The organism is Enterobacter sp. SENG-6 (assembly GCF_001605945.1).
Lineage (GTDB): Bacteria > Pseudomonadota > Gammaproteobacteria > Enterobacterales > Enterobacteriaceae > Enterobacter > Enterobacter cloacae.
In genome coordinates this window covers 56,382-80,326 of record NZ_LOMM01000009.1, presented here as the reverse complement: position 1 = coordinate 80,326, position 23,945 = coordinate 56,382, and the positions used below count along the sequence as shown (strand labels likewise).

At 53.9% G+C, this 23,945-nt stretch carries 23 protein-coding genes; 13 read left to right on the top strand and 10 right to left on the bottom strand.

Annotation, left to right across the window (positions count from 1 at the left end; all coding sequences use genetic code 11):
- Positions 1 to 38 precede the first annotated feature (38 nt).
- Together AX755_RS05805 and icd are read right to left on the bottom strand one after the other, a co-directional pair.
- Positions 39 to 674 carry a response regulator transcription factor gene (locus AX755_RS05805; RefSeq protein WP_062856439.1) on the bottom strand — a complete coding sequence of 212 codons (636 nt, stop codon included), beginning with the start codon at positions 672 to 674 and terminating at the stop codon, positions 39 to 41.
- Between the two features lie 309 nt (positions 675 to 983).
- On the bottom strand, positions 984 to 2,234 hold the full coding sequence (icd, locus tag AX755_RS05800; protein WP_062856438.1) for an NADP-dependent isocitrate dehydrogenase: 1,251 nt from the start codon (positions 2,232 to 2,234) through the stop codon (positions 984 to 986).
- A gap of 117 nt (positions 2,235 to 2,351) precedes the next feature.
- On the opposite strand from icd, the gene rluE reads away from it, so the two are divergent.
- The 8 genes from rluE to AX755_RS05760 all read left to right on the top strand — a co-directional run bounded on the left by rluE (position 2,352) and on the right by AX755_RS05760 (position 10,160).
- Positions 2,352 to 3,005, top strand: coding sequence for a 23S rRNA pseudouridine(2457) synthase RluE (gene rluE / locus AX755_RS05795; protein ID WP_029881977.1), 654 nt, complete (start codon positions 2,352 to 2,354; stop codon positions 3,003 to 3,005).
- Between the two features lie 9 nt (positions 3,006 to 3,014).
- Complete coding sequence (locus AX755_RS05790) at positions 3,015 to 3,488, top strand: NUDIX hydrolase (protein WP_029881976.1); 474 nt, start codon at positions 3,015 to 3,017, stop codon at positions 3,486 to 3,488.
- 40 nt (positions 3,489 to 3,528) lie between these two features.
- The gene (gene mnmA, locus AX755_RS05785) at positions 3,529 to 4,641 is read left to right on the top strand and encodes a tRNA 2-thiouridine(34) synthase MnmA (RefSeq protein WP_013097080.1); all 1,113 of its coding nucleotides are present in this window, start codon (positions 3,529 to 3,531) and stop codon (positions 4,639 to 4,641) included.
- Between the two features lie 27 nt (positions 4,642 to 4,668).
- Entirely contained in the window at positions 4,669 to 5,298 is a 630-nt protein-coding gene (gene hflD, locus AX755_RS05780; protein WP_062856437.1) for a high frequency lysogenization protein HflD, read from the top strand.
- 19 nt (positions 5,299 to 5,317) lie between these two features.
- Positions 5,318 to 6,688, top strand: coding sequence for an adenylosuccinate lyase (gene purB, locus AX755_RS05775; RefSeq protein ID WP_062856436.1), 1,371 nt, complete (start codon positions 5,318 to 5,320; stop codon positions 6,686 to 6,688).
- A gap of 123 nt (positions 6,689 to 6,811) precedes the next feature.
- A complete protein-coding gene (phoP, locus tag AX755_RS05770) occupies positions 6,812 to 7,483 on the top strand; it encodes a two-component system response regulator PhoP (protein WP_013097083.1) in 672 nt (223 codons plus the stop codon).
- The gene (phoQ, locus tag AX755_RS05765) at positions 7,484 to 8,947 is read left to right on the top strand and encodes a two-component system sensor histidine kinase PhoQ (RefSeq protein WP_029881973.1); all 1,464 of its coding nucleotides are present in this window, start codon (positions 7,484 to 7,486) and stop codon (positions 8,945 to 8,947) included.
- Positions 8,948 to 9,038: 91 nt separating this feature from the next.
- Positions 9,039 to 10,160, top strand: a complete 1,122-nt coding sequence (locus AX755_RS05760; protein ID WP_014831472.1) for a ribosomal protein uL16 3-hydroxylase — start codon at positions 9,039 to 9,041, stop codon at positions 10,158 to 10,160.
- Positions 10,161 to 10,203: 43 nt separating this feature from the next.
- On the opposite strand, the gene AX755_RS05755 is transcribed toward AX755_RS05760, so the two are convergent.
- On the bottom strand, positions 10,204 to 10,695 hold the full coding sequence (locus tag AX755_RS05755; protein WP_038979836.1) for an REP-associated tyrosine transposase: 492 nt from the start codon (positions 10,693 to 10,695) through the stop codon (positions 10,204 to 10,206).
- 99 nt (positions 10,696 to 10,794) lie between these two features.
- Positions 10,795 to 12,018, bottom strand: a complete 1,224-nt coding sequence (gene pepT, locus AX755_RS05750; protein ID WP_062856435.1) for a peptidase T — start codon at positions 12,016 to 12,018, stop codon at positions 10,795 to 10,797.
- A 266-nt stretch (positions 12,019 to 12,284) separates the two neighbouring features.
- Here pepT and potA point away from each other — a divergent pair, with 266 nt between their 5' ends.
- From potA to potD, 4 genes are read left to right on the top strand one after another with little or no spacing between them, the layout of a single operon-like run.
- Positions 12,285 to 13,403 (top strand): spermidine/putrescine ABC transporter ATP-binding protein PotA, encoded by a 1,119-nt coding sequence (potA, locus tag AX755_RS05740; RefSeq protein WP_013097089.1) that lies wholly within the window; start codon positions 12,285 to 12,287, stop codon positions 13,401 to 13,403.
- A complete protein-coding gene (gene potB / locus AX755_RS05735) occupies positions 13,387 to 14,244 on the top strand; it encodes a spermidine/putrescine ABC transporter permease PotB (RefSeq protein ID WP_040019558.1) in 858 nt (285 codons plus the stop codon). Before potA ends, potB begins: the two co-directional genes overlap by 17 nt.
- Positions 14,241 to 15,032 (top strand): spermidine/putrescine ABC transporter permease PotC, encoded by a 792-nt coding sequence (potC, locus tag AX755_RS05730; protein WP_013097091.1) that lies wholly within the window; start codon positions 14,241 to 14,243, stop codon positions 15,030 to 15,032. Before potB ends, potC begins: the two co-directional genes overlap by 4 nt.
- The gene (gene potD / locus AX755_RS05725; protein WP_013097092.1) at positions 15,029 to 16,063 is read left to right on the top strand and encodes a spermidine/putrescine ABC transporter substrate-binding protein PotD; all 1,035 of its coding nucleotides are present in this window, start codon (positions 15,029 to 15,031) and stop codon (positions 16,061 to 16,063) included. Before potC ends, potD begins: the two co-directional genes overlap by 4 nt.
- A 43-nt stretch (positions 16,064 to 16,106) precedes the next feature.
- Here the strand turns inward: potD and AX755_RS05720 are convergent, their stop codons facing one another.
- From AX755_RS05720 to lolC, 6 genes are all read right to left on the bottom strand, one after another.
- Positions 16,107 to 17,336 (bottom strand): EAL and HDOD domain-containing protein, encoded by a 1,230-nt coding sequence (locus AX755_RS05720; protein ID WP_058679145.1) that lies wholly within the window; start codon positions 17,334 to 17,336, stop codon positions 16,107 to 16,109.
- A gap of 224 nt (positions 17,337 to 17,560) precedes the next feature.
- Positions 17,561 to 18,382 carry a Sir2 family NAD+-dependent deacetylase gene (gene cobB / locus AX755_RS05715; RefSeq protein WP_029881967.1) on the bottom strand — a complete coding sequence of 274 codons (822 nt, stop codon included), beginning with the start codon at positions 18,380 to 18,382 and terminating at the stop codon, positions 17,561 to 17,563.
- 14 nt (positions 18,383 to 18,396) lie between these two features.
- Positions 18,397 to 19,308, bottom strand: coding sequence for an N-acetylglucosamine kinase (gene nagK / locus AX755_RS05710; protein WP_062856434.1), 912 nt, complete (start codon positions 19,306 to 19,308; stop codon positions 18,397 to 18,399).
- Positions 19,309 to 19,361: 53 nt separating this feature from the next.
- A complete protein-coding gene (gene lolE / locus AX755_RS05705) occupies positions 19,362 to 20,606 on the bottom strand; it encodes a lipoprotein-releasing ABC transporter permease subunit LolE (protein ID WP_013097096.1) in 1,245 nt (414 codons plus the stop codon).
- A complete protein-coding gene (lolD, locus tag AX755_RS05700) occupies positions 20,606 to 21,307 on the bottom strand; it encodes a lipoprotein-releasing ABC transporter ATP-binding protein LolD (RefSeq protein ID WP_013097097.1) in 702 nt (233 codons plus the stop codon). Before lolD ends, lolE begins: the two co-directional genes overlap by 1 nt.
- Positions 21,300 to 22,499 carry a lipoprotein-releasing ABC transporter permease subunit LolC gene (gene lolC / locus AX755_RS05695; protein WP_023621889.1) on the bottom strand — a complete coding sequence of 400 codons (1,200 nt, stop codon included), beginning with the start codon at positions 22,497 to 22,499 and terminating at the stop codon, positions 21,300 to 21,302. Before lolC ends, lolD begins: the two co-directional genes overlap by 8 nt.
- A gap of 256 nt (positions 22,500 to 22,755) precedes the next feature.
- Between lolC and AX755_RS05690 the strand changes: the two genes are divergently transcribed.
- Complete coding sequence (locus AX755_RS05690) at positions 22,756 to 23,829, top strand: acyltransferase family protein (protein WP_062856433.1); 1,074 nt, start codon at positions 22,756 to 22,758, stop codon at positions 23,827 to 23,829.
- Positions 23,830 to 23,945 lie beyond the last annotated feature (116 nt).

The following is a 23,945-nucleotide window of genomic DNA, read 5'->3' as shown; positions in this document are numbered from 1 at the left end:
AGGGTGATATAAACTGTCCGGTGACGATCGCCGCGTTATCAATAAAGCCTGCGGGGTGGACATCGGGATTTACCGATTTGCAACGTGCCGGCAGCATGCACCAGATCCGCTAACGTACGAACCTGCATTTTATCCATCACCCTGCGTCGATGTACCTTCACCGTAATTTCTGTTATGCCCAGTTCCGATGCGATTTGTTTATTTTGCAAGCCATTAATTGCCAGCTCAAAAATTTGTTTCTCACGTCGCGTCAACGCCTGGTAATTTTTGCACAGTTCAAATAACCGTTGCTGTTCCAGAAAATGGTTTGTCGCGTCGATCAATACCTCATTCACCACGCGCAAAAGTTGTTCAGGTTCGACCGGTTTGGTCAAAAAATCCCGGGCGCCTGCTTTCATTGCCCGTACGCAGGAAGGGATGGAGCCGCTCTTCGTCAGAATGAGTACCGGTATAGCGCATCCACGCACTTTGAGTGCATCCATCACGTCAAAGCCATTCATACGCGGAAGGTTTAATTCAAGGATTAAGCATGAAGGATGATCAACGATGGGAGAGGATAAAAATTCTTCGGCATTACTGAAGTCAAACGTCTGATAGCCCGCGGCTGTTAAGAACTGAACAACAAACGACCGATATGCATCATCATCATCGATAACATAAATAACCTCTTCCATATCAATTTCTCCTGATTAAATCTTTCAGGGACATAATACGAACAGTTGCGTCCATTCCCAAAGTATTTATGACTGCTAACGTCATGCCGGATAACATTTCCACACCGTTCGCTTTCGAGAGCGAATAACGCTGATGCGCTCACATAGCCATTTCTGTCAGAAGCTATAGTCTCGCTTTCGCTTATTTCCCGGGAATGTTCTGAGTATGAATTTTTTTATGAAATTTCCGTGGTAGTCGTGATACCGGTTTCACACAAAATAAAAACGGGAGCCAGCAAGCTCCCGTTCTTGTTTAACCCAGAATCTGGATTACATATTCGCGATAATCGCGTCACCAAACTCTGAACATTTCAGCAGCTTAGCGCCTTCCATCAGACGTTCGAAGTCGTAGGTTACGGTTTTCGCGTTAATCGCGCCTTCCATACCTTTAACGATCAGGTCTGCGGCTTCGAACCATTCCATATGACGCAGCATCATCTCTGCGGACAGGATGATAGAGCCTGGGTTCACTTTGTCCTGGCCTGCGTATTTTGGTGCAGTACCGTGGGTTGCTTCGAACAGGGCGCATTCGTCACCGATGTTCGCGCCTGGGGCGATACCGATACCGCCAACCTGTGCAGCCAGGGCGTCGGAGATGTAGTCACCGTTCAGGTTCATACAGGCGATCACGTCGTATTCCGCTGGACGCAGCAGGATCTGCTGCAGGAACGCATCGGCGATAACATCTTTAATGATGATCTCTTTCCCGGTGTTCGGGTTCTTGATCTTCTGCCATGGGCCGCCGTCGATCAGCTCACCGCCGAACTCTTCTTGCGCCAACTGGTAACCCCAGTCTTTGAACGCGCCTTCGGTGAACTTCATGATGTTGCCTTTGTGAACCAGGGTCACAGAGTCACGGTCGTTGGTGATCGCGTATTCAATTGCTGCGCGCACCAGACGTTTGGTCCCTTCTTCGGAGCACGGCTTGATGCCGATACCGCAATGCTCAGGGAAGCGAATTTTCTTCACGCCCATCTCTTCGCGCAGGAATTTAATCACTTTTTCTGCGTCAGCAGAGTCAGCTTTCCATTCGATACCCGCGTAGATGTCTTCTGAGTTTTCGCGGAAGATAACCATATCGGTCAGCTCAGGGTGCTTAACCGGGCTTGGGGTGCCCTGATAGTAACGAACCGGACGCAGACACACGTACAGGTCCAGCTCCTGACGCAGTGCCACGTTCAGGGAACGGATACCGCCGCCAACTGGCGTCGTCAGTGGGCCTTTGATAGCAACGCGGTAGTCGCGGATCAGGTCCAGCGTTTCTGCTGGCAGCCAAACGTCCTGGCCATAAACTTGAGTAGATTTTTCACCGGTGTAAATTTCCATCCAGGAAATTTTACGCTCGCCTTTGTAGGCTTTCTCAACAGCGGCATCAACCACTTTAAGCATTACCGGGGTAACGTCTACACCGATACCATCACCTTCGATGAATGGAATGATCGGATTGTGAGGAACGTTAATCTTGCCGTTTTGCAGGGTGATCTTTTTACCTTCCGCCGGAACAACTACTTTGCTTTCCATTAACCTCTCCTTCGAGCGCTTCTGGTTGTTACTGATCTTATGTTAATAAATTGTAATGAGCCCTTCGATAGTACCTGATTGTCCTGCGCCATGAAAGGTCTTCGTTATTAGGCTATAATGCGGCAATTGATAACGCCTGAAAATACCATGAAGAAAACTTCTTTTACAAAACACCGGGTTGAGCGATTCAGCTCACGACAAGCCGCCAGAAGACCGCAAGAAAGCCAGCCAAAGCGGGTTATTTTGTTCAATAAACCCTACGATGTGTTGCCGCAGTTTACCGACGAAGCCGGGCGCAGCACGTTAAAGGATTACATTCCTGTTCAGGGCGTTTATGCCGCGGGTCGTCTGGACCGCGATAGCGAAGGTCTGCTGGTCTTAACCAACGACGGAGCCCTACAGGCAAAACTCACGCAGCCCGGAAAACGCACCGGCAAAATTTACTTTGTGCAGGTGGAAGGTGAGCCGGATGAAGAGGCGCTCGCCGCACTCCGCAACGGCGTGACGTTAAACGATGGCCCCACCCTGCCCGCAGGTATTGAACGCGTGAATGAACCGGAGTGGCTGTGGCCGCGCAACCCGCCCATTCGCGAGCGCAAATCTATTCCCACCAGCTGGCTCAAAATCACCCTTTATGAAGGCCGCAACCGTCAGGTTCGGCGCATGACCGCCCACGTGGGCTTCCCTACCCTGCGCCTGATTCGCTATGCCATGGGCAGTTACACCCTGGATTCCCTGGCTAACGGTGAATGGCGGGACGTTGCCCCTTAAGGAGTCAATATGTTTAAACCTCATGTCACGGTCGCCTGTGTGGTTCACGCGCAGGGGAAATTCCTGGTTGTAGAAGAGAGCATTAACGGCAAAGCGCTGTGGAATCAGCCAGCCGGGCATCTGGAAGCCAATGAAACCTTATTACAGGCCGCAAAACGTGAACTCTGGGAAGAGACGGGCATCCGCGCGGAGCCTCAGCACTTCATTCGTATGCATCAGTGGATTGCGCCTGATAAAACGCCCTTCCTGCGTTTTTTATTTGCCGTCGAGCTTAGCGAAACGTGCGCCACTGAGCCTCACGACGATGATATCGATCGCTGCCTGTGGGTCACCGCCGACGAGATCCTGAACGCGCCAAACCTGCGCTCGCCGCTGGTTGCCGAAAGCATCCGCTGCTGGCAGTCAGGCGCACGCTTGCCGCTGGAGGTCATCGCAGAATTTAACTGGCCGTTTACAGAGGGTGTCAATGGTGGGGGGGCGTGATAGAATACGCCGCCTTGAAGTTCAATGTCGTGAGTATTCCATGTCAGATAACAGCCAGAAAAAAGTGATCGTCGGCATGTCCGGCGGTGTCGATTCCTCCGTTTCCGCCTACCTGTTGCAACAACAGGGCTATAAGGTGGAGGGCCTGTTCATGAAGAACTGGGAGGAAGATGATGGCGAGGAATATTGCACTGCCGCTGCGGATCTCGCCGATGCGCAGGCCGTGTGCGACAAGCTCGGCATAGAACTGCACACCGTTAACTTTGCCGCAGAATACTGGGATAACGTGTTTGAGCTTTTCCTGGAAGAGTACAAAGCGGGCCGTACCCCAAACCCGGATATTCTGTGCAACAAAGAGATCAAATTTAAAGCCTTCCTCGAATTCGCGGCGGAAGATCTGGGCGCAGACTATATTGCGACCGGTCACTACGTGCGTCGCGCCGATGTGAACGGCAAAAGCCAGCTGCTGCGCGGTCTGGACGGTAATAAAGATCAGAGCTATTTCCTTTATACGTTAAGCCATGAACAGATTGCACAAAGCCTGTTCCCGGTTGGCGAGCTGGAAAAGCCAGAAGTCCGTAAAATTGCTGAAGAGCTGGATCTGATCACCGCGAAGAAAAAAGACTCCACCGGTATCTGCTTTATTGGCGAGCGCAAATTCCGCGATTTCCTTGGTCGCTACCTGCCTGCGCAGCCGGGCAAAATTGTCACCGTCGATGGCGACGAAATTGGCCAGCATCAGGGGCTGATGTACCATACCCTCGGCCAGCGTAAAGGCCTGGGTATCGGCGGTACCAAAGACGGTAGCGAAGATCCGTGGTACGTGGTCGACAAAGATGTCGAAAACAATATTCTGATCGTCGCTCAGGGGCACGACCATCCGCGTCTGATGTCCGTTGGCCTGATCGCGCAACAGTTGCACTGGGTCGACCGTGAACCGCTCAAAGGTACCCTGCGCTGCACGGTAAAAACACGCTACCGTCAGACGGATATCCCCTGCACCATTACCGCGCTGGATGACGATCGCATTGACGTGCGTTTTGACGAGCCAGTTGCAGCCGTCACGCCGGGCCAGTCCGCCGTCTTCTACAGCGGTGATATCTGCCTGGGTGGTGGGATCATAGAACAGCGCCTGCCGCTGCCGGCCGTTTAACCCGATTGCACACATAAAGGAGAACGTGTGGCGAAGAACTATTATGACATCACCCTGGCACTGGCAGGAATTTGTCAGTCAGCCCGTCTGGTGCAACAGCTGGCGCATCAGGGTCATTGTGACGCCGACGCGCTGCACGTTTCGCTCAACAGCGTTATCGATCTCAGCCCTGGTTCAACCCTGGGTGTCTTTGGTGGCAGCGAAACCAATCTTCGTCTCGGTCTTGAAACCTTGCTTGGCGTGCTTAATGCCAGCAGCCGTCAGGGATTAAACGCGGAGCTTACCCGTTATACATTAAGCCTGATGGTGCTGGAACGTAAACTCAGCGCAGCGAAAGGCGCGCTGAATACGTTGGGTGACCGCATTGCCGGATTGCAGCGTCAGCTCGACCATTTTGATCTGCAGTCTGAAACGCTGTTGAGCGCCATGGCCGGTATTTATGTTGATGTCATCAGCCCGCTGGGCCCGCGTATCCAGGTCACCGGTTCACCTGCCGTACTACAAAGCCCGCAGGTTCAGGCAAAAGTACGCGCCTCGCTGCTGGCCGGTATCCGTGCCGCCGTGCTGTGGCATCAGGTTGGCGGTGGCCGCCTGCAGTTAATGTTTTCTCGTAATCGCCTGACGACTCAGGCAAAACAAATTCTTGCTCATTGTTAACCTCCCGGAGTTGCGAATTATGGAATTATCCTCACTGACCGCCGTATCCCCTGTCGATGGACGCTACGGCGATAAAGTCAGCGCGCTGCGCGGGATCTTCAGCGAATATGGCCTGCTGAAGTTCCGTGTTCAGGTTGAAGTACGCTGGCTGCAAAAGCTGGCCGCCCAGGCAGCAATCAAGGAAGTTCCTGCTTTTGACGCCCAGGCAAACGATTACCTTGATAAAATCGTTGCTGACTTCAATGAAGAAGATGCTGCTCGCATCAAGACCATTGAACGTACCACCAACCACGACGTAAAAGCGGTTGAGTACTTCCTGAAAGAGAAAGTGGCAAGCGTTCCGGCGCTGCACGCGGTGTCTGAATTCATTCACTTCGCCTGTACTTCTGAAGACATCAATAACCTGTCTCACGCATTGATGCTCTCTACCGCGCGCAAAGAGGTGGTTCTGCCTTACTGGCGTAAAATCATTGACGCGGTGAAAGCGTTGTCTGTGGAATACCGCGACATTCCCCTGCTCTCCCGTACCCATGGTCAGCCCGCTACGCCATCGACGATGGGTAAAGAGATGGCTAACGTGGCATACCGTATGGAGCGTCAGTATCGTCAACTGGAACAGATTGAGATCCTCGGTAAAATCAATGGTGCGGTAGGTAACTACAACGCCCATATCGCCGCTTACCCGGAAGTGGACTGGCATCAGTTCAGTGAAGAGTTCGTGACCTCCCTGGGAATTCAGTGGAACCCGTACACCACTCAGATTGAGCCGCACGACTATATCGCCGAGCTGTTCGACTGTATCGCCCGCTTCAACACCATTCTGATCGACTTCGACCGTGACGTGTGGGGTTATATCGCGCTGAACCACTTCAAGCAGAAGACCATCGCCGGTGAAATCGGCTCTTCAACCATGCCGCACAAAGTGAACCCGATTGACTTCGAAAACTCCGAAGGCAACCTGGGTCTGGCCAACGCCGTGTTGCAGCATATGGCGAGCAAACTGCCGGTTTCCCGCTGGCAGCGCGACCTGACCGACTCCACCGTGCTGCGTAACCTGGGCGTGGGGATTGGCTATGCGCTGATCGCCTATCAGTCCACCCTGAAAGGGGTGAGCAAGCTGGAAGTGAACCGCGATCGTCTGCTGGACGAGCTGGACCACAACTGGGAAGTGCTGGCCGAGCCGATCCAGACCGTGATGCGTCGTTACGGCATCGAAAAACCGTATGAAAAACTGAAAGAGCTGACCCGTGGTAAACGTGTCGATGCGGAAGGTATGAAACAGTTTATCGATAGCCTCGCATTGCCGGAAGCGGAAAAAACCCGCCTGAAAGAGATGACACCAGCGAATTACATTGGCCGCGCCATCACCATGGTCGACGAGCTGAAGTAATCTCCCCCGCCCCCTTTTCGCCCGAAAAGGGGGCTGCTTTTTCCCCGGTTTACTCAATGTTTATCCCCACAACAACATAATCAGCGTTAAACTATTCATACTATTAATTCTGGGAGAAAGATGATGCGCGTACTGGTTGTTGAGGATAACGCATTGCTACGTCATCACCTGAAGGTTCAGCTTCAGGAGATGGGACATCAGGTGGATGATGCGGAAGATGCAAAAGAAGCCGATTATTATCTCAATGAACACCTGCCGGATATCGCCATCGTTGATCTCGGGTTACCTGACGAAGACGGACTGTCATTGATTCGCCGCTGGCGCAGCCACGATGTCTCCCTTCCTGTCCTGGTGCTGACCGCGCGTGAAGGCTGGCAGGACAAAGTGGAAGTGCTCAGTGCCGGTGCCGATGATTACGTCACCAAACCGTTTCATATTGAAGAAGTGGCGGCACGCATGCAGGCACTGTTACGCCGCAACAGCGGGCTCGCCTCCCAGGTGATTTCCCTTCCACCTTTCCAGGTGGATCTCTCCCGTCGGGAATTCTCAATCAACAATGAAGTCATCAAACTGACGGCCTTCGAATACACCATCATGGAAACGCTGATCCGTAACAACGGTAAAGTGGTGAGCAAAGACTCCTTAATGCTCCAGCTTTACCCGGATGCCGAACTGCGTGAGAGTCACACCATTGATGTGCTGATGGGCCGTTTGCGTAAGAAGATTCAGGCGCAGTATCCGCATGATGTGATCACAACCGTGCGCGGTCAGGGCTACCTGTTCGAATTACGCTAAATGAAACGACTAATGCGGCACATTATGCCCCTTTCACTGCGGGTTCGTTTTTTGCTGGCCACAGCCGCTGTTGTGCTGGTGCTGTCGCTTTCTTACGGCATGGTGGCGCTGGTTGGTTACAGCGTCAGCTTTGATAAAACGACCTTTCGTCTGCTGCGCGGTGAGAGCAACCTGTTTTATACCCTCGCAAAGTGGGAAAACAACCAGATCAGCGTCGAAATGCCGGAGAATCTTAACCAGCAGAGTCCCACGCTGGCGCTGATTTACAATGAAAAAGGGAAACTGCTGTGGGCACAGCGTGATGTTCCCTGGCTGGTGAAAAGCATCCGCCCGGAATGGCTTAAAACCAACGGATTTCATGAAATTGAAGCCGATCTGAATACCACCAGCAGCCTGCTGCGCGAAGATCGCTCTCTGCAAAAAAAGCTGAATGAGATCCGCGCCGATGACGCCGAAACAGAAATGACCCACTCCGTCGCCATCAACCTCTATCCCGCCACGCCTGACATGCCGCAGCTGACCATCGTGGTGGTGGATACCATCCCCGTCGAGCTTAAACGCTCTTATCGGGTCTGGGGCTGGTTCGTCTACGTGCTGGCTGCCAATCTGCTGCTGGTCATACCGCTGCTGTGGATTGCCGCCTGGTGGAGTTTGCGCCCGATTGAATCGCTGGCGAAAGAGGTTCGCGAGCTGGAGGAGCATCATCGCGAGAAGCTTAATCCTGAGACAACGCGTGAGCTAACAAGTCTGGTGCGTAACCTTAACCGCCTGCTGAAAAGTGAACGCGAGCGCTACGATAAATACCGCACCACGTTGACTGACCTCACTCACAGCCTGAAGACCCCGCTAGCCGTCATGCAAAGCACCCTGCGATCCATGCGCAGCTCCAGAATGAGCGTCGATGATGCCGAGCCGGTGATGCTTGAGCAGATCAGTCGTATTTCGCAGCAAATTGGCTACTATCTTCATCGCGCCAGCATGCGTTCCGGCAGCGCCCTGCTGAGCCGGGAGCTGCACCCCGTGGCACCACTGCTGGATAACCTGACCTCTGCGCTGAATAAGGTGTATCAGCGTAAAGGGGTGAACATCAGTCTCGATATCTCTCCTGAAATCAGTTTCGTCGGCGAAAAGAATGATTTCATGGAGGTGATGGGTAACCTGCTCGATAACGCCTGTAAATATTGTCTGGAGTTCGTGGAGGTTTCCGCCCGTCAGACGGACAACGAGCTGCACATCATTGTTGAGGACGATGGCCCGGGGATCCCGCGAAACAAACGTGACGTGGTATTTGATCGCGGTCAGCGTGCGGATACATTGCGTCCCGGCCAGGGGGTGGGGTTGTCCGTCGCACGCGAGATTGTCGACCAGTACGACGGCAAAATCGAAACCGGTGAAAGTTTACTTGGCGGTGCCAGAATGGAAGTGATTTTTGGCCGTCAGCAGCCCACATCGAACGATAGTTAGCCCGTTATGTGAAAAATGCGCGGATCTCGCACCCAGGCTTCTGCGCTTCCGTTATAATCCGACTCAGTAAGAGCCTGCGGAATAAAAAAATATGGATTATCACTTAGCACTGAACTGGCCCGAGTTTATTGAACGCTACTGGCAGAAACGCCCGGTAGTTCTTAAGCGCGGGTTCAGCAATTTTGTCGACCCTATCTCGCCTGATGAACTGGCTGGCCTGGCCATGGAAAACGAAGTCGACAGCCGCCTGGTGAGCCACCAGGATGGAAAATGGCAGGTCAGCCATGGTCCTTTCGAAAGCTACGATCACCTCGGTGAAAATAACTGGTCATTACTGGTGCAGGCGGTCAACCACTGGCACGAGCCGACGGCAGCCTTAATGCGCCCATTCCGCGCCCTGCCCGACTGGCGAATGGACGATCTGATGATCTCCTTCTCCGTGCCAGGGGGCGGCGTTGGCCCACATCTGGATCAGTACGATGTGTTTATCATTCAGGGGACCGGCCGCCGTCGCTGGCGCGTGGGTGAAAAAGTGCCGATGAAACAGCACTGCCCGCATCCTGACCTGCTTCAGGTGGATCCGTTTGACGGGATCATCGACGAAGAGCTGGAGCCGGGAGATATTCTTTATATTCCGCCAGGATTCCCGCATGAAGGCTACTCGCTGGAAAACTCCCTCAACTATTCTGTCGGATTCCGCGCGCCAAGTGGTCGTGAGATGATCAGCGGTTTTGCCGATTACGTTCTGCAACGCGAGCTGGGCAGCCATCGCTACAGCGATCCGGATGTGCCTTCCCGCGAGCATCCGGCAGACATTCTGCCAGCAGAACTGGATAAGCTGCGCGGCATGATGCTGGATCTGATCAACGAGCCGGAACATTTCAGACAGTGGTTTGGTGAATTTATCAGCCAGTCACGTCACGAACTGGATGTGGCACCTCCGGAGCCGCCGTACCAGGCCGACGAGATTTATGATGCGCTGCAGCAGGGTGACAAGCTGGTTCGCCTGGGTGGGTTACGCGTGCTGCGCATCGGTGAAGATGTCTTCGTCAACGGCGAGAAGCTGGATTCTCCGCATCGCCCGGCGCTGGAAGCCATCGCCAGCCATCTGGTACTGACTGCCGATACCTTTGGCGACGCCCTGGAAGATCCCTCTTTCCTCGCCATGCTTGCCGCGCTGGTCAACAGCGGGTATTGGTTCTTTGAGGACTGAGTTGTAATGTATTGCCGGGTGGCGCTGCGCTTACCCGGCGTTTTTACTTCCACTCCCCCGCCGCAAAATCCACAATCTCCGCGGCCCAATCCGCCGGATACAACCCTTCCCGTACATCCCGATGAAACGTTGAAAACGGCCAGTCGACGACCTTACCAACGTACCCATGTTTTACTGGGTTGAGGTAGATGTAATCCATATGTCGGCGGTAATCATTGTCGTTGCGGATGGTATGTTCCCAGAAACGCGCCTGCCAGATGTGGCGCATTTCAATGTTTCGTGAGAACGTTTTTTTGATGTCACGCCAGCGCCCGGAAAAATCGCTGTCACCTTCCGGCAAGGTCCAGATACAGTGCATATGTTCAGGAAGGATCACCCAGCCATTAATCGTAAAGGGCTTTGATCGTTTCACCGATGAGGTGGCCTGGCGGAGGCTATCAATATGGCGGGTAAGTAAATCGCTCTGCCGGTTTTGCAGGTTGACGGTAAAAAACCAGGTGCCGCCGGGGACGTAATGGCGACGGTAGTTTGACATGGGCACTCCTTGCCTTTATGCCCGGTGGCGCTGCGCTTACCGGGCCTACGATCCGAATGTAGGCCGGGTAAGGCGAAGCCGCCACCCGGCTTAATGTGGCTAACGCTTCGCGGTTAACTCCGCAATCCGCACAATCACCTTCACCGCTTTTTCCATTCCTTCCAGCGTCACAAATTCATGCTTACCGTGGTAGTTGTATCCCCCGGTAAAGAGATTCGGGCACGGCAATCCCATGAAGGACAGTTGCGAACCGTCGGTGCCGCCGCGAATCGGCTTCAGCACCGGTTCAATATCGCAGTCGCGCATGGCCTGCTGGGCGATATCCAGGATATGCGGATGCTCCATAACCTTCTCGCGCATATTGTAGTAGCTGTCTTCAATAATCAGCTCAATATAGCAGTCCGGGTGTAGCCCCTTACCCACCTTCTTCGCGATTTCCATCATCTTACGCTTGCGTGCTTCGAACGCTTTACGGTCAAAGTCACGCACGATGTAGTGCATCTGCGCGCTGTCCACCGTGCCTTTGATGCTGGTCAGGTGATAAAAACCTTCATAACCTTCGGTCTGCTCCGGGCTCTCATTCGCCGGGACTTCCGCATGAATACGGGACGCCAGCGACAGCGCATTCACCATCACACCTTTGGCGGAGCCAGGATGCACATTATTACCCACAATTTTGATGGTCACGGATGCAGCATTGAAGTTTTCAAATTCCAGTTCGCCCACGCCACCGCCGTCCACGGTATAGGCCCACTGCGCGTTAAAGGCCCCGACATCAAAATGTTTCGCCCCCTTGCCCACCTCTTCATCCGGCGTAAAGGCCACACGGATATCACCGTGCGGAATATTTTTTCCTTTCAGCACCGCCAGTGCCGTCATGATCTCCGCGATACCCGCTTTGTCATCCGCCCCCAGCAGCGTTTTGCCATCCGTGGTGATCAGCGTCTGCCCAAGGAGCTGGTGCAGCACCGGGAACATTACCGGCGAAAGCACTTCGTCACCTATTCCCAGCGCAATGTCACCGCCACGGTAGTTTTCCACAATCTGCGGATTAACATGTTTACCGCTAAAATCCGGAGAGGTGTCGACATGGGAGATAAAGCCAATCGCCGGAATATCACCGGGGACGTTGGCAGGCAGCGTTCCCATCACAGTGCCTTTTTCGCTCAGGGTGACATTGACCAGCCCCATGGCCTCAAGCTGCTCTTTGAGCAGGTTTAATAACTTCCACTGGCCTTCGGTGCTTGGCACCTGGCGGACACCCGGTTTAGATTGGGTATCCAGCGAAACGTACTGTAAAAAACGCTCAAGTAATTTATCCATGCAGTCACCCTCACTTTTTGTGACAACATTATCAATAAGCATCAAAACGCAAATATTGCGTCAGGTCACTTTTATCCCGCAAACGAGAATATTTTCCGTTTATATCGTGTACGTCAGTAAATGTAGCTTATGAATCAGTGACAAGGATTGGCGATTACAGTGGTTTGCCGTAGAATGTCCGCCCTCATTACGAGTCACCAAGGTGGTTACACACAAACCCCGCTTCGGTCTGCTGCCCGGAGCGTCTATATGGGACAGCGCAAAAATTGAATACTCAATCCCGTTCACGTTCACCGCTGGTGCAACTGGAACGAATTCGTAAAAGTTTTGATGGTAAAGATGTCATTTCCGACCTCAACCTGACCATCAATGATGGTGAGTTCCTCACGCTGCTTGGCCCTTCTGGCTGCGGCAAGACAACCGTACTGCGCCTTATCGCCGGGCTGGAAAGCGTCGATAGCGGCCATATCCACCTTGAAAAGCAGGACATTACCCAGGTCCCCGCTGAAGATCGTCACGTTAACACCGTCTTTCAAAGCTATGCTTTGTTCCCGCACATGACCGTGTTTGAAAACGTTGCGTTTGGTCTGCGGATGCAAAAAACACCGGCCAGCGAGATCCCGCCGCGCGTGACCGAGGCACTACGGATGGTACAGCTGGAGGAGTTTGCTCAACGCAAGCCGCATCAGCTGTCTGGTGGTCAACAGCAACGTGTGGCCATCGCCCGTGCGGTGGTCAACAAACCGCGTCTGCTTCTGCTGGATGAGTCCCTCTCCGCGCTGGACTACAAACTGCGCAAGCAGATGCAGAACGAGCTTAAGGCCCTGCAGCGTAAGTTGGGCATCACCTTCGTCTTTGTGACGCATGACCAGGAAGAAGCGCTCACCATGTCCGACCGTATCGTGGTGATGCGTGATGGCAAAATCGAGCAGGACGGCACGCCGCGCGAAATCTACGAAGAGCCGAAAAACCTGTTTGTGGCCAGCTTCATTGGCGAGATCAATATCTTCAACGCCACGGTTATCGAGCGTCTGGATGAGCAGCGCGTTCGGGCGAATGTCGAAGGCCGCGAGTGCAATATCACCGTTAACTTTGCCGTTGAGAAGGGACAAAAGCTCAACGTGCTGTTACGCCCGGAAGATCTGCGCGTCGAGGAGATCCACGGCAATGCGCAAGCCGAAGGATTGATCGGCTATATCCGCGAGCGTAATTACAAGGGGATGACGCTGGAATCCGTTGTCGAACTGGAAAACGGTAAGATGGTGATGGTCAGCGAGTTCTTTAACGAGGACGACCCGGACTTCGATCATTCGCTCGATCAGAAAATGGTAATTAACTGGGTAGAAAGCTGGGAGGTTGTGCTGGCTGATGAAGAACACAAGTAAATTCCAGAATGTGGTGATTGCCACGATCGTCGGTTGGCTTGTGTTGTTTGTCTTTTTACCCAACCTGATGATCATCGCCACCAGCTTCCTGACCCGCGACGATGCCCACTTTGTGGCGCTGGTCTTTACGCTGGATAACTACTCACGTTTGCTCGATCCGCTCTACTTTGATGTGCTGCTGCACTCATTGAATATGGCGCTGATCGCCACCGTTGCCTGCCTGGTGCTGGGGTATCCCTTCGCGTGGTTCCTGGCGCGTCTGCCGCAAAAAATCCGCCCGCTGCTGCTCTTTTTACTGATTGTGCCTTTCTGGACCAACTCCTTAATTCGCATCTACGGGCTGAAAATTTTCCTCAGCACCAAAGGCTATCTGAACGAGTTTCTGCTGTGGCTGGGGGTGATTGATACGCCAATCCGCATTATGTTTACCCCGGGTGCGGTGATTATTGGTCTGGTCTATATCCTGCTGCCGTTTATGGTGATGCCGCTCTACTCCAGCATTGAGAAGCTGGATAAACCGCTGCTGGAAGCGGCCAAAGATCTGGGGGCGAATAAGCTGCAGACCTTTTTCCGCATTATCATTCCGCTGACGATGCCCGGCATTATCGCGGGCTGTCTGCTGGTGATGCTTCCGGCGATGGGCTTGTTCTACGTCTCTGACCTGATGGGCGGTGCGAAAAACCTGCTGATCGGAAACGTGATTAAGAGCCAGTTCCTTAACATTCGCGACTGGCCGTTCGGCTCCGCCACCAGCATTACGCTGACGGTGGTGATGGGTCTGATGCTGCTGGTTTACTGGCGCGCTTCACGGCTGCTGAATAAGAAGGTGGAACTCGAATGATCGGTCGACTGCTTCGCGGCGGTTTTATGACCGCCATTTACGCTTACCTGTATATTCCGATTATCATATTGATCGTGAACTCGTTTAACAGTTCACGCTTCGGGATCAACTGGCAGGGCTTTACCACTAACTGGTACAGCCTGCTGATGAACAACGACAGCCTGCTCCAGGCCGCGCAGCACTCATTAACGATGGCGATTTTTTCAGCAACGTTCGCCACGCTGATTGGTTCTCTCACCGCCGTGGCACTGTATCGCTACCGCTTTCGCGGTAAACCGTTCGTCAGCGGCATGCTGTTTGTGGTGATGATGTCACCGGATATCGTCATGGCGATTTCTCTGCTGGTACTGTTTATGCTGCTGGGTGTCCAGCTCGGCTTCTGGTCGCTGCTGTTTTCCCACATCACCTTCTGCCTGCCATTTGTGGTGGTGACGGTCTATGCACGCCTGAAAGGCTTTGATGTGCGTATGCTGGAGGCCGCGAAAGATCTCGGCGCCAGCGAGATGACCATTTTGCGCAAAATTATCCTGCCGCTGGCGATGCCCGCCGTCGCGGCCGGGTGGCTGCTCAGCTTCACCCTGTCGATGGATGACGTTGTGGTCTCCTCTTTCGTGACCGGGCCGAGCTATGAAATTCTGCCGTTGAAAATCTATTCGATGGTGAAAGTCGGCGTCTCGCCTGAGGTGAACGCGCTGGCGACCATACTGTTAGTGTTCTCTCTGGTACTGGTGATTGCCAGCCAGATTATTGCTCGTGATAAAACAAAATCTCAGGGGACAATGAAATGAAAAAAATGCTTGCCGCTGCGGCACTGGTGCTCGGAATGGGCGTCGCGCACGCTGATGACAGCAAAACGCTCTACTTCTATAACTGGACTGAGTATGTGCCGCCGGGTCTGCTGGAGCAGTTCACCAAAGAGACGGGCATTAAGGTCATCTACTCTACCTACGAGTCCAATGAAACCATGTACGCCAAGCTTAAAACGTACAAGGACGGCGCGTACGATCTGGTGGTGCCATCGACCTACTTCGTCGACAAGATGCGTAAAGAGGGCATGATCCAGAAGATCGACAAGTCGAAGCTGACCAACTTCAACAACCTCGATCCGCAGATGCTCAACAAACCGTTCGATCCGAACAACGACTACTCCATTCCGTACATCTGGGGTGCGACCGCCATCGGGGTTAACAGCGAAGCAATCGATCCTAAAACCGTCACCCAGTGGGCCGACCTGTGGAAGCCTGAATACAAAGGCAGCCTGCTGTTAACCGACGATGCCCGTGAAGTGTTCCAGGTGGCGCTGCGCAAGCTGGGTTACTCGGGCAACACAACGGACCCGAAAGAGATTGAAGCGGCCTATAACGAGCTGAAAAAACTGATGCCTAACGTGGCGGCGTTCAACTCCGATAACCCGGCGAATCCGTACATGGAAGGGGAAGTGAATCTCGGCATGGTGTGGAACGGCTCTGCATGGGTTGCGCGTCAGGCCGGTACGCCGCTGGAGGTTGTCTGGCCGAAAGAAGGCGGTATCTTCTGGATGGACAGCCTGGCTATTCCCGCGAATGCGAAAAACGTTGACGGTGCCCTGAAGCTCATTAACTTCCTGCTGCGCCCGGACGTGGCGAAGCAGGTTGCCGAGACTATTGGCTACCCGACGCCAAACCTGGCCGCCCGCAAGCTGCTGAAGCCTGAAGTGGCGAATGATAAGTCCCTCTACCCGGATGCCGACACCATCAGCAAAGGTGAATGGCAAAACGATGTCGGCGACGCGAGCCGTCTGTATGAAGAGTATTACCAGAAATTAAAAGCCGGCCGATAAGGGCCGCAGTCTGGCTCCTCACGTCGCCACGCCGTGAGGGGCCTTAACCCGCCGCATTTTCCCCCGCCCAGATCGTCGCCATTCTCATGGCATCCACAACGTCGTCATCCGACAGCCCAAGACCGTTCGCTATCCTGGCCGCCTCCTCCCACTCCTGCTGTTCATAGTGGCGGCACAGCGTCACCATATCGGCTAACACGCCTTCCTGATGACACAGGGCCTGGCTGACAGCCTGCGGCACCGCAATTTGCTTCATCAACTCCGCCATTGGCAATTCAAGCAAGGTATCAAGCAGAGAGAACAGGCCACACATAAACGCGTTTTCCGCGAGCCCCGGCGCAGGCATCTTCTCAGCAATCAGCTCACAGAATTTGCCCCGCATCATGCTCAGAGGATACAGCTCGTCGACGGTGTCGTTGCCGGCACTGGCCAGCACCACCACCGCAACAAAGCGTCGCAGCTGATTTTCCCCCAGATACCTGAGGACTTCGCTGAGCGTTAACTTGCTAAAATTGCAGGCACCGACGTGTTTAAACGCCGTGTGTTTCATATAACGCATGATTTTATAGGACAAGGTGAGATCGGTTTTTATTAACGACTCGATGATCCGAAAATCAGGTTTATTCCGCCCTACTTCCATCTGCAGGCGGAAAATCGCCAGTTGATTTTGTGATAAGCGCTTATATTTAATCACTTCAGGGCGACAGAAAAAGTAACCCTGAAAAAGCGAAAAACCGGCATCACGATAGCGTTTGAATTCCTCTTTAGTCTCAACTTTTTCAGCGAGATACTTTATATGGTGGGTCAGGCTTTTACGTGTACGCAGGTAATCCTGAATTTGCGCTAAGGTATAATTTCTGACATCAAATTTAAGTACAGAAATATAGGGTAAAAAGCGATCCCATTCCGGCGCGAGGGTAAAATCATCAAGCGCAAAGCGATATCCGTGCGCATTCATCTCTTTCACGGCCTGCAATAATGCCTCGCCGGGAACGGCATCTTCAAGGATCTCAATGACCACGCTCTCCTTGTCCAGCGCCTCACCGCTGCGGTCGATGACCATTCTGGATGGAAAGTTGATAAACAAGGTCTGTGTCCCGGCGATACGCTGAGACGGTACAGATAAAAAATGGTCGGATATCATTCTGGATGTTGCATATTCTGCCGATACATCCGGAAAACGGTTTGCCATCCCATCCCTGAAAAGCAGTTCATAAGCTACCGTATTCATATCCGGGTTAAAAATGGGTTGTCTCGCAATAAATCCGTACATATCCCATCCTCCTTATCGACGTTATATTTATTAGCATCCTCTTTCTACACCACGATAACGAGCATTATTAAGCACTATTTTGATTGAATGCACAAAATAATAGCATCCACACTAATTAACAGGGCTTATATTCTGGTTTAGTAAACATCATTAATGGTAATTTCAGCGGACGAGTTTATAAAAAAAAGCACCCGCTGAATGGGTGCCTTTTTATACTGTCGCTATTACAGACCTTTGAGCAGCTTGTCGACGAACTCGGGTACGACCTCGCTTGCCAGCCCATAGTGCTTCTCTTCAAATTCGCTTCCCACCTGGCTGGGTTCGAGGTTCAGCTCTACGGTATGCGCACCGTGCAGACGCGCTTCGTGAACAAACCCCGCCGCCGGATAGACATGCCCTGAGGTACCGATGGCGATAAACACATCTGCCATGGCCAGCGCGCTGTAAATCTCATCCATCCCCAGCGGCATTTCACCAAACCAGACCACATGCGGACGCAGACGCGAAGGGAACTGGCAGCAGTGACATTTATCCTCAGGCAGCACGTCCTCTTTCCAGTCCAGCACCTGGCCGCTCCAGGCACAGCGCACCTTCAGTAGCTCGCCGTGCATGTGGATGATGTTTTTGTTGCCGGCTCGCTCGTGCAGGTTATCAATGTTCTGCGTAACCAGCAGAAAACGGTCACCCAGCGCCTCCTCCAGCTTCGCCAGCGCCAGATGCGCCGGATTAGGCGCTATTTCTGGCTGCTGAAGCTGACGACGGCGGGCATTGTAAAATGCCTGCACAAGATCCGGGTCACGGGCGAAGCCTTCTGGTGTCGCCACATCCTCCACACGGTGCTCTTCCCACAACCCGTCCGCAGCACGGAAGGTTCGAATACCGGACTCGGCAGAGATCCCCGCCCCGGTCAGCACCACCACTCTGGGTTTATCCATCGCTTCTGGCATCATTCTGTCTCTGAAAAAGATCCGCTGGCGCAAGCGCTCACGTAAGCGGCGTTTATTTTTGCGAAAACGGCTGAGTCGACCCTGGCGACGCGACAGCATAGTAACCTCGTAAACTAGTCGGTGAGATGAAGGAATGCGGCTCCGCGCATGCCTCCTGCGTCCCCGTGTCGCGCACGTTCAATACGCGGCACGCGGGCGACTGGCAATAAATGTCGGGGCAGACGCCCGGACAGGTGCTCCGTTATCGCGGTAAAGTTTGATAACCCGCCCCCAATCACCAGCAGATCCGGATCGACGATGGTGAGGATATTCCCCAGACACACCGCCAGCAGATCGAGATAACGTTCAACGTGCTCTCGCGCCTGCGCATCGCCCTGCTCCCACAGGGTAATGATTTGAGGGGCTTCGAGTTTCTGATGATAGAAGTGTTCGTAAAGCCATGCAAACCCACGACCTGACAGGTAGTTCTCAATACAGCCATGCTGACCACAGCCGCAGCGGGTAAGCGGGAAATCGCGTCCCACGATCTCAAGCGCATCTACCGGTAAACGGATATGACCAAACTCTCCCGTGATATAGCTGCGCCCGGTGATCGGTTTGCCATTAATAACAATTCCCCCGCCAACGCCGGTGCCAAGGATCAACCCCATCACCAGCGGATAGTGACGGAATTCATCATCCCAGGCTTCAGAGAGCGCAAAGCAGTTGGCATCGTTATCTAAACGCACGTCGCGTTCAAGGAGAGCAGAGAGATCGGCGCGCAGCGGTTTGCCGCTGGCAGCAGGTACGTTGGCGGCATACAGCGTGCCGTCGTCGGTTTCAGGCATGCCTGGAATGCCGATGCCGACGCTGCCTTTCACGCCAAAGCGTTCATCCGCTTGCGCCACCAGCGCGGCAATGGCGGTTAAAAATTCATCGTAGCTTTCGCGCGGCGTGGGAACGCGGGTTTCCCACTGCAGTTTGAGATCGTTATCAAACGCGCCGAGCGCAATTTTGGTGCCGCCAATATCAAATCCGTAATACATAACGCATTCCTCTTTTAACCTGGCGGCCCGTAAGCCGCTAGATCATGACGTAATTACTGGCCACTTAATACCCTCGCCGGATCAATTCGGCTTGCGCGACGCGCCGGATACCAGCTTGCCAGCAGACTCAGTAAAAGTGCTGTAACCAGCACATAAATAACGTCCAGCCAGTGCAATTCAGACGGCAGGAAGTCAATAAAATAGATATCACCCGACAGGAACTGATGGCCGATCAGCTTCTCAATCCCGTTGATGATTGGCGTAAGCTGTAACGACACCACGACGCCAATCACCACCCCGCACAGGCTGCCGAACAGCCCCGCCAGCAGACCATACCAGACAAAGATGGCGCGAATAAGACCGTCCTTTGCCCCAAGGGTACGCAGAACCGCGATGTCGCCACTCTTGTCTTTGACCGCCATAACCAGCGTCGAGACGATATTAAAGCACGCCACACCAATCACCAGCACCATCGCCAGATACATGATGGCGCGGATCATCTGGATATCACGATACATATACCCGTAAGTGCCGATCCAGCTTTTGATGTAGACATAGTTATTGGTCACGCTGCCCGCATCACGCACCAGTTTATTGGCATTGAAGACGTCGTTGACCTTAATGGCGATGCCCGTCACGCTGTCGCCCATGTCCAGATACTGACGTGCGTCTTCCAGCGGTACCATTGCAAAGCTGTGATCGAGTTGACCGCTCAGTTGCAGGATCCCGGTGACGTGCAGACGCACGCGCTTAGGCTGCTGCAATTTATGGTCAGCGCTGGCGTTTGGGATCATGATCGACACCCAGTCGCCCTGCTTCACCTTCAGCGCGTCGGCCACACCTTTGCCCATGATGATCTGTTGCTCACCGGCCTTAAAGTTTGCCCACGCGCCGTTCTGCACATACTTCGGCAGCGCGCTCAGACGCGCCTCCTGCGCCGGGTTCACCCCTTTCACCTGGATGGCGCGCAGGTTAACACCGCTTTCCACCAGCCCTGTAAAGTTAATGTAAGGTGCAGCGGCGGCAATGCCCGGCACGTTTTCCACTTTGCTGAGGGCGTCACGCCAGTTGTTCCACGGCTGATTAACCGGTTCAATTTCGCCGTGCGGCACAACAGCCAGAATACGATTATTGAGCTCACGCTCAAAACCGTTCATGGCGCTTAATCCCACAATCAATACCGCCACGCCGAGCGCAATACCGATGGTGGAGATCACCGAGATCAGGGAGACCATCCCGCCGCGACGGCGGCCGCGACTGAAGCGTAGCCCGATGAGTAACGATAACGGTGAGGCCATTACTCCGCTCCCATCAGAGTCAGTTCAGCGTTCAGATGACCATCACGCATCTCAAGCTGGCGCCCCATCCGTTTTGCCAGCTGCAAATCGTGGGTCACCACCAGAAACGCCGTCCCCTGTGAGGCATTCAGCTCACCCAGAAGCTGGAAAATACTGTCAGCATTGCGCGCATCCAGGTTGCCGGTTGGTTCATCCGCCAGCACCAGACGCGGGTTGTTCACCAGCGCACGGGCAATTGCTACACGCTGACGCTCGCCACCGGACAGCTCAGACGGACGGTGGTCACCGCGATGCCCCAGGCCTACGGCTTTCAGCATGTCGCTGGCGCGGGCATTAATTTCTGCCGGTTTCTTTTTACCAATCAGCAAAGGCATCGCCACGTTTTCCAGCGCCGTGAAATCCGGCAACAGGTGGTGGAACTGGTAGATAAAGCCCAGCTCACGGTTACGCAGTTCCGCTTTTGCCGCAGAAGACATTTTGCTCATCGGCTGGCCTGAGAAAATTACGTCGCCACTGGTCGGCGTATCCAGCCCGCCCAGCAGGTGTAATAAGGTACTTTTGCCGGAACCGGAGCTGCCGACAATCGCCATCATCTCGCCTTCGCCCACGCTGAAGCTCACATTGTGCAGCACATCAGTCTGTACAGAGCCTTCCTGATAGCGTTTGGACAGGTTGTCGCATTGCAACAGGATCTTATTCATAACGTAAAGCCTCAGCGGGTTGAGTGGCGGCAGCGCGCCAGGAAGGATAGAGCGTAGAAAGCAGCGCAATGGCCATCGCGGCCAGCGCAATACCGACCACCTGCAACGGTTCGATAGCAACCGGCAGCGCCGCGCCATCAAGCAGCGCGCCGATGATCGGCATTAAGTTATTCAACTGACTGGCCAGCAGCGCCCCGAGAACGGCCCCGAGTAACGCGCCAATGATCCCGGCGCTGGCCCCCTGCACCATAAAGACGGCCATAATCTGGCGCGGCGTCAGCCCCTGGGTTTGCAGGATGGCAACTTCGCCCTGCTTTTCCATTACCATCAGACCAAGCGAGGTGATGATGTTAAACGCCGCGACCGCGACGATCAGGCTCAGCAGCAGACCCATCATATTTTTTTCCATGCGCACGGCCTGGAACAGTTCGCCTTTACGCTCGCGCCAGTCCTGCCATTTTGTGCCTTCCGGCAAGGTTTGCTGGCTGAGGGTATCGACCTTCAGCGGTGCGTCGAGCCACAGACGCCAGCCGGTAATGTTGCCCACCGGATAACGCATCAGACGCGAAGCATCCTGGATATTCATGAGCATCTGGTAGCCGTCAACTTCGCTGTTGGCGGCAAACGTGCCAATAACCGTGAACAGACGCTGGCTGGGCAAACGTCCCATCGGCGTAAACTGGCTGGCAGACGGCACCATCACGCGCAGCTGGTCGCCACGGTTCACGCCAAGCTGCCCGGCAAGCTGCTCGCCGAGGATCACGTTGTATTTGCCCGCTTCCAGATCGCTTTGCTTCACGTTGACCAGATACGGCGTGAGCGGATCTTTTTGCGCCGGGTCAATCCCCAGCATGACGCCCACCGCCACGCTGCGGGCGCTTTGCAGGACGACATCGCCCGTTGTCACCGGCGCAACGCGCGTGACACCCTGTAACTTCGCCGCACTTTCCGGCAGTTGTTGCGGGTTAACGGAACCGCTGGTAGAAGAGAGAATGGCCTGCGGCATCAGCCCCAGGATGTTGTTTTGCAGCTCGCGCTCAAAGCCGTTCATGACGGAAAGCACCGTCACCAGAGCCATCACGCCAAGCGTAATGCCAATAGTCGAAAGCCAGGAGACAAAGCGACCGAAACGGTCCGCGGCGCGCCCACGCATGTAGCGTAAGCCTATGAAGAGTGCGACAGGTTGATACATGAAGTCCGTCTGTTTGCTGATAGCAGACCCACGAGTATATAAGCGAATCCGTTAAGCGTAAATGACTGAAACCGTAAGCTTTGGTAATCATTTTTCTGAAAAATTCAGATAAATCAGAATGCTACTCTTCGAATTATGGCGCTACACCCTCCACCTTTTCCGAAAAACTTCCTGATACAGACTGTTTCCCGTTACATCCCGGCTGCGTTTACCAACAATTGTTCGTTCGTTTATGGCAATAAGGTAGTTGCGAACAATGAAGCAAAAAGCATTATGGATTAACCAGATAAAGGGGCTGTGTATCTGCCTGGTGGTGATCTATCATTCGGTTATCACATTTTATCCCCATCTGACGGGGCTACAACATCCGTTGTCCGGTCTTCTCGCCAAATGCTGGGTCTATTTTAACCTTTATCTCGCGCCCTTCCGTATGCCGGTATTTTTCTTCATATCCGGTTATCTCATCCGTCGTTATATTGACGAGGTGAACTGGCGCACCAGTTTTGACAAACGGATCTGGAGCATTGTCTGGGTCCTTGCGCTGTGGGGCGTATTGCAATGGCAGGCGCTGAGCCACCTCAATGCCTGGCTGGCACCTGAACGTGACCTGGCCACCTCCTCGAACGCCGCGTATGCCGATTCACTTTCCGGGTTTGCGTGGGGGATGCTCACTGCCAGCACCAGTCTGTGGTATCTGTACGCCCTGGTGGTCTATTTCACGCTATGTAAACTGCTGAGCCGCTGGAAGCTGCCCGTACTGGGGCTGCTGGCACTCGCCAGCATCGCAATCAATTTCCTGCCGCTGCCGTGGTGGGGAATGAACAGCGTGGTACGCAATATGATCTACTACAGCCTTGGCGCGTGGTATGGCGCAGAGCTGATGGTCTGGATGAAGGGGCTGAACCTGCGTCGTACCTGGCTGGCGCTGGCCGCTTTTGCTGCGGTCTCCGTGGTACTGTGGTTTGCTAACGTTCCGCTGCTGCTTTCCCTGCTGTCGATCGTGCTGATCATGAAGCTTTTCTATAGCCTCGAGCAGCGTTATGCCGTTCACCCCAGCAACCTGCTTAACGTTATCGGCTCAAACACCATCGCTATCTACACCACGCACCGCATCCTGATAGAGGCCTTCAGCCTGTTCCTGATTGGTGAGATGAATGCTGCCTACTGGCCGGTCTGGGCCGAGCTTGCCTTGATCCTGGTCTACCCATTTGCCAGCCTGCTGATCTGCACCCTCGCCGGACTTGGCGTACGCAAAATATCGACGGCACTGTTTGGCGATCTGTTCTTCTCTCCCCCTTCCGCGAGCGCACTGTCTCCGGCAACCCAATAATACCGCCCTCGCCCCCGTCCGGGGGCGAATCTTCCCGCGTTGCAGTTCAGATTTGCTTATGCAAAACGATCGAGGATAATAAAGACATTGCGTATCAGTGATATGCCCCAATACTG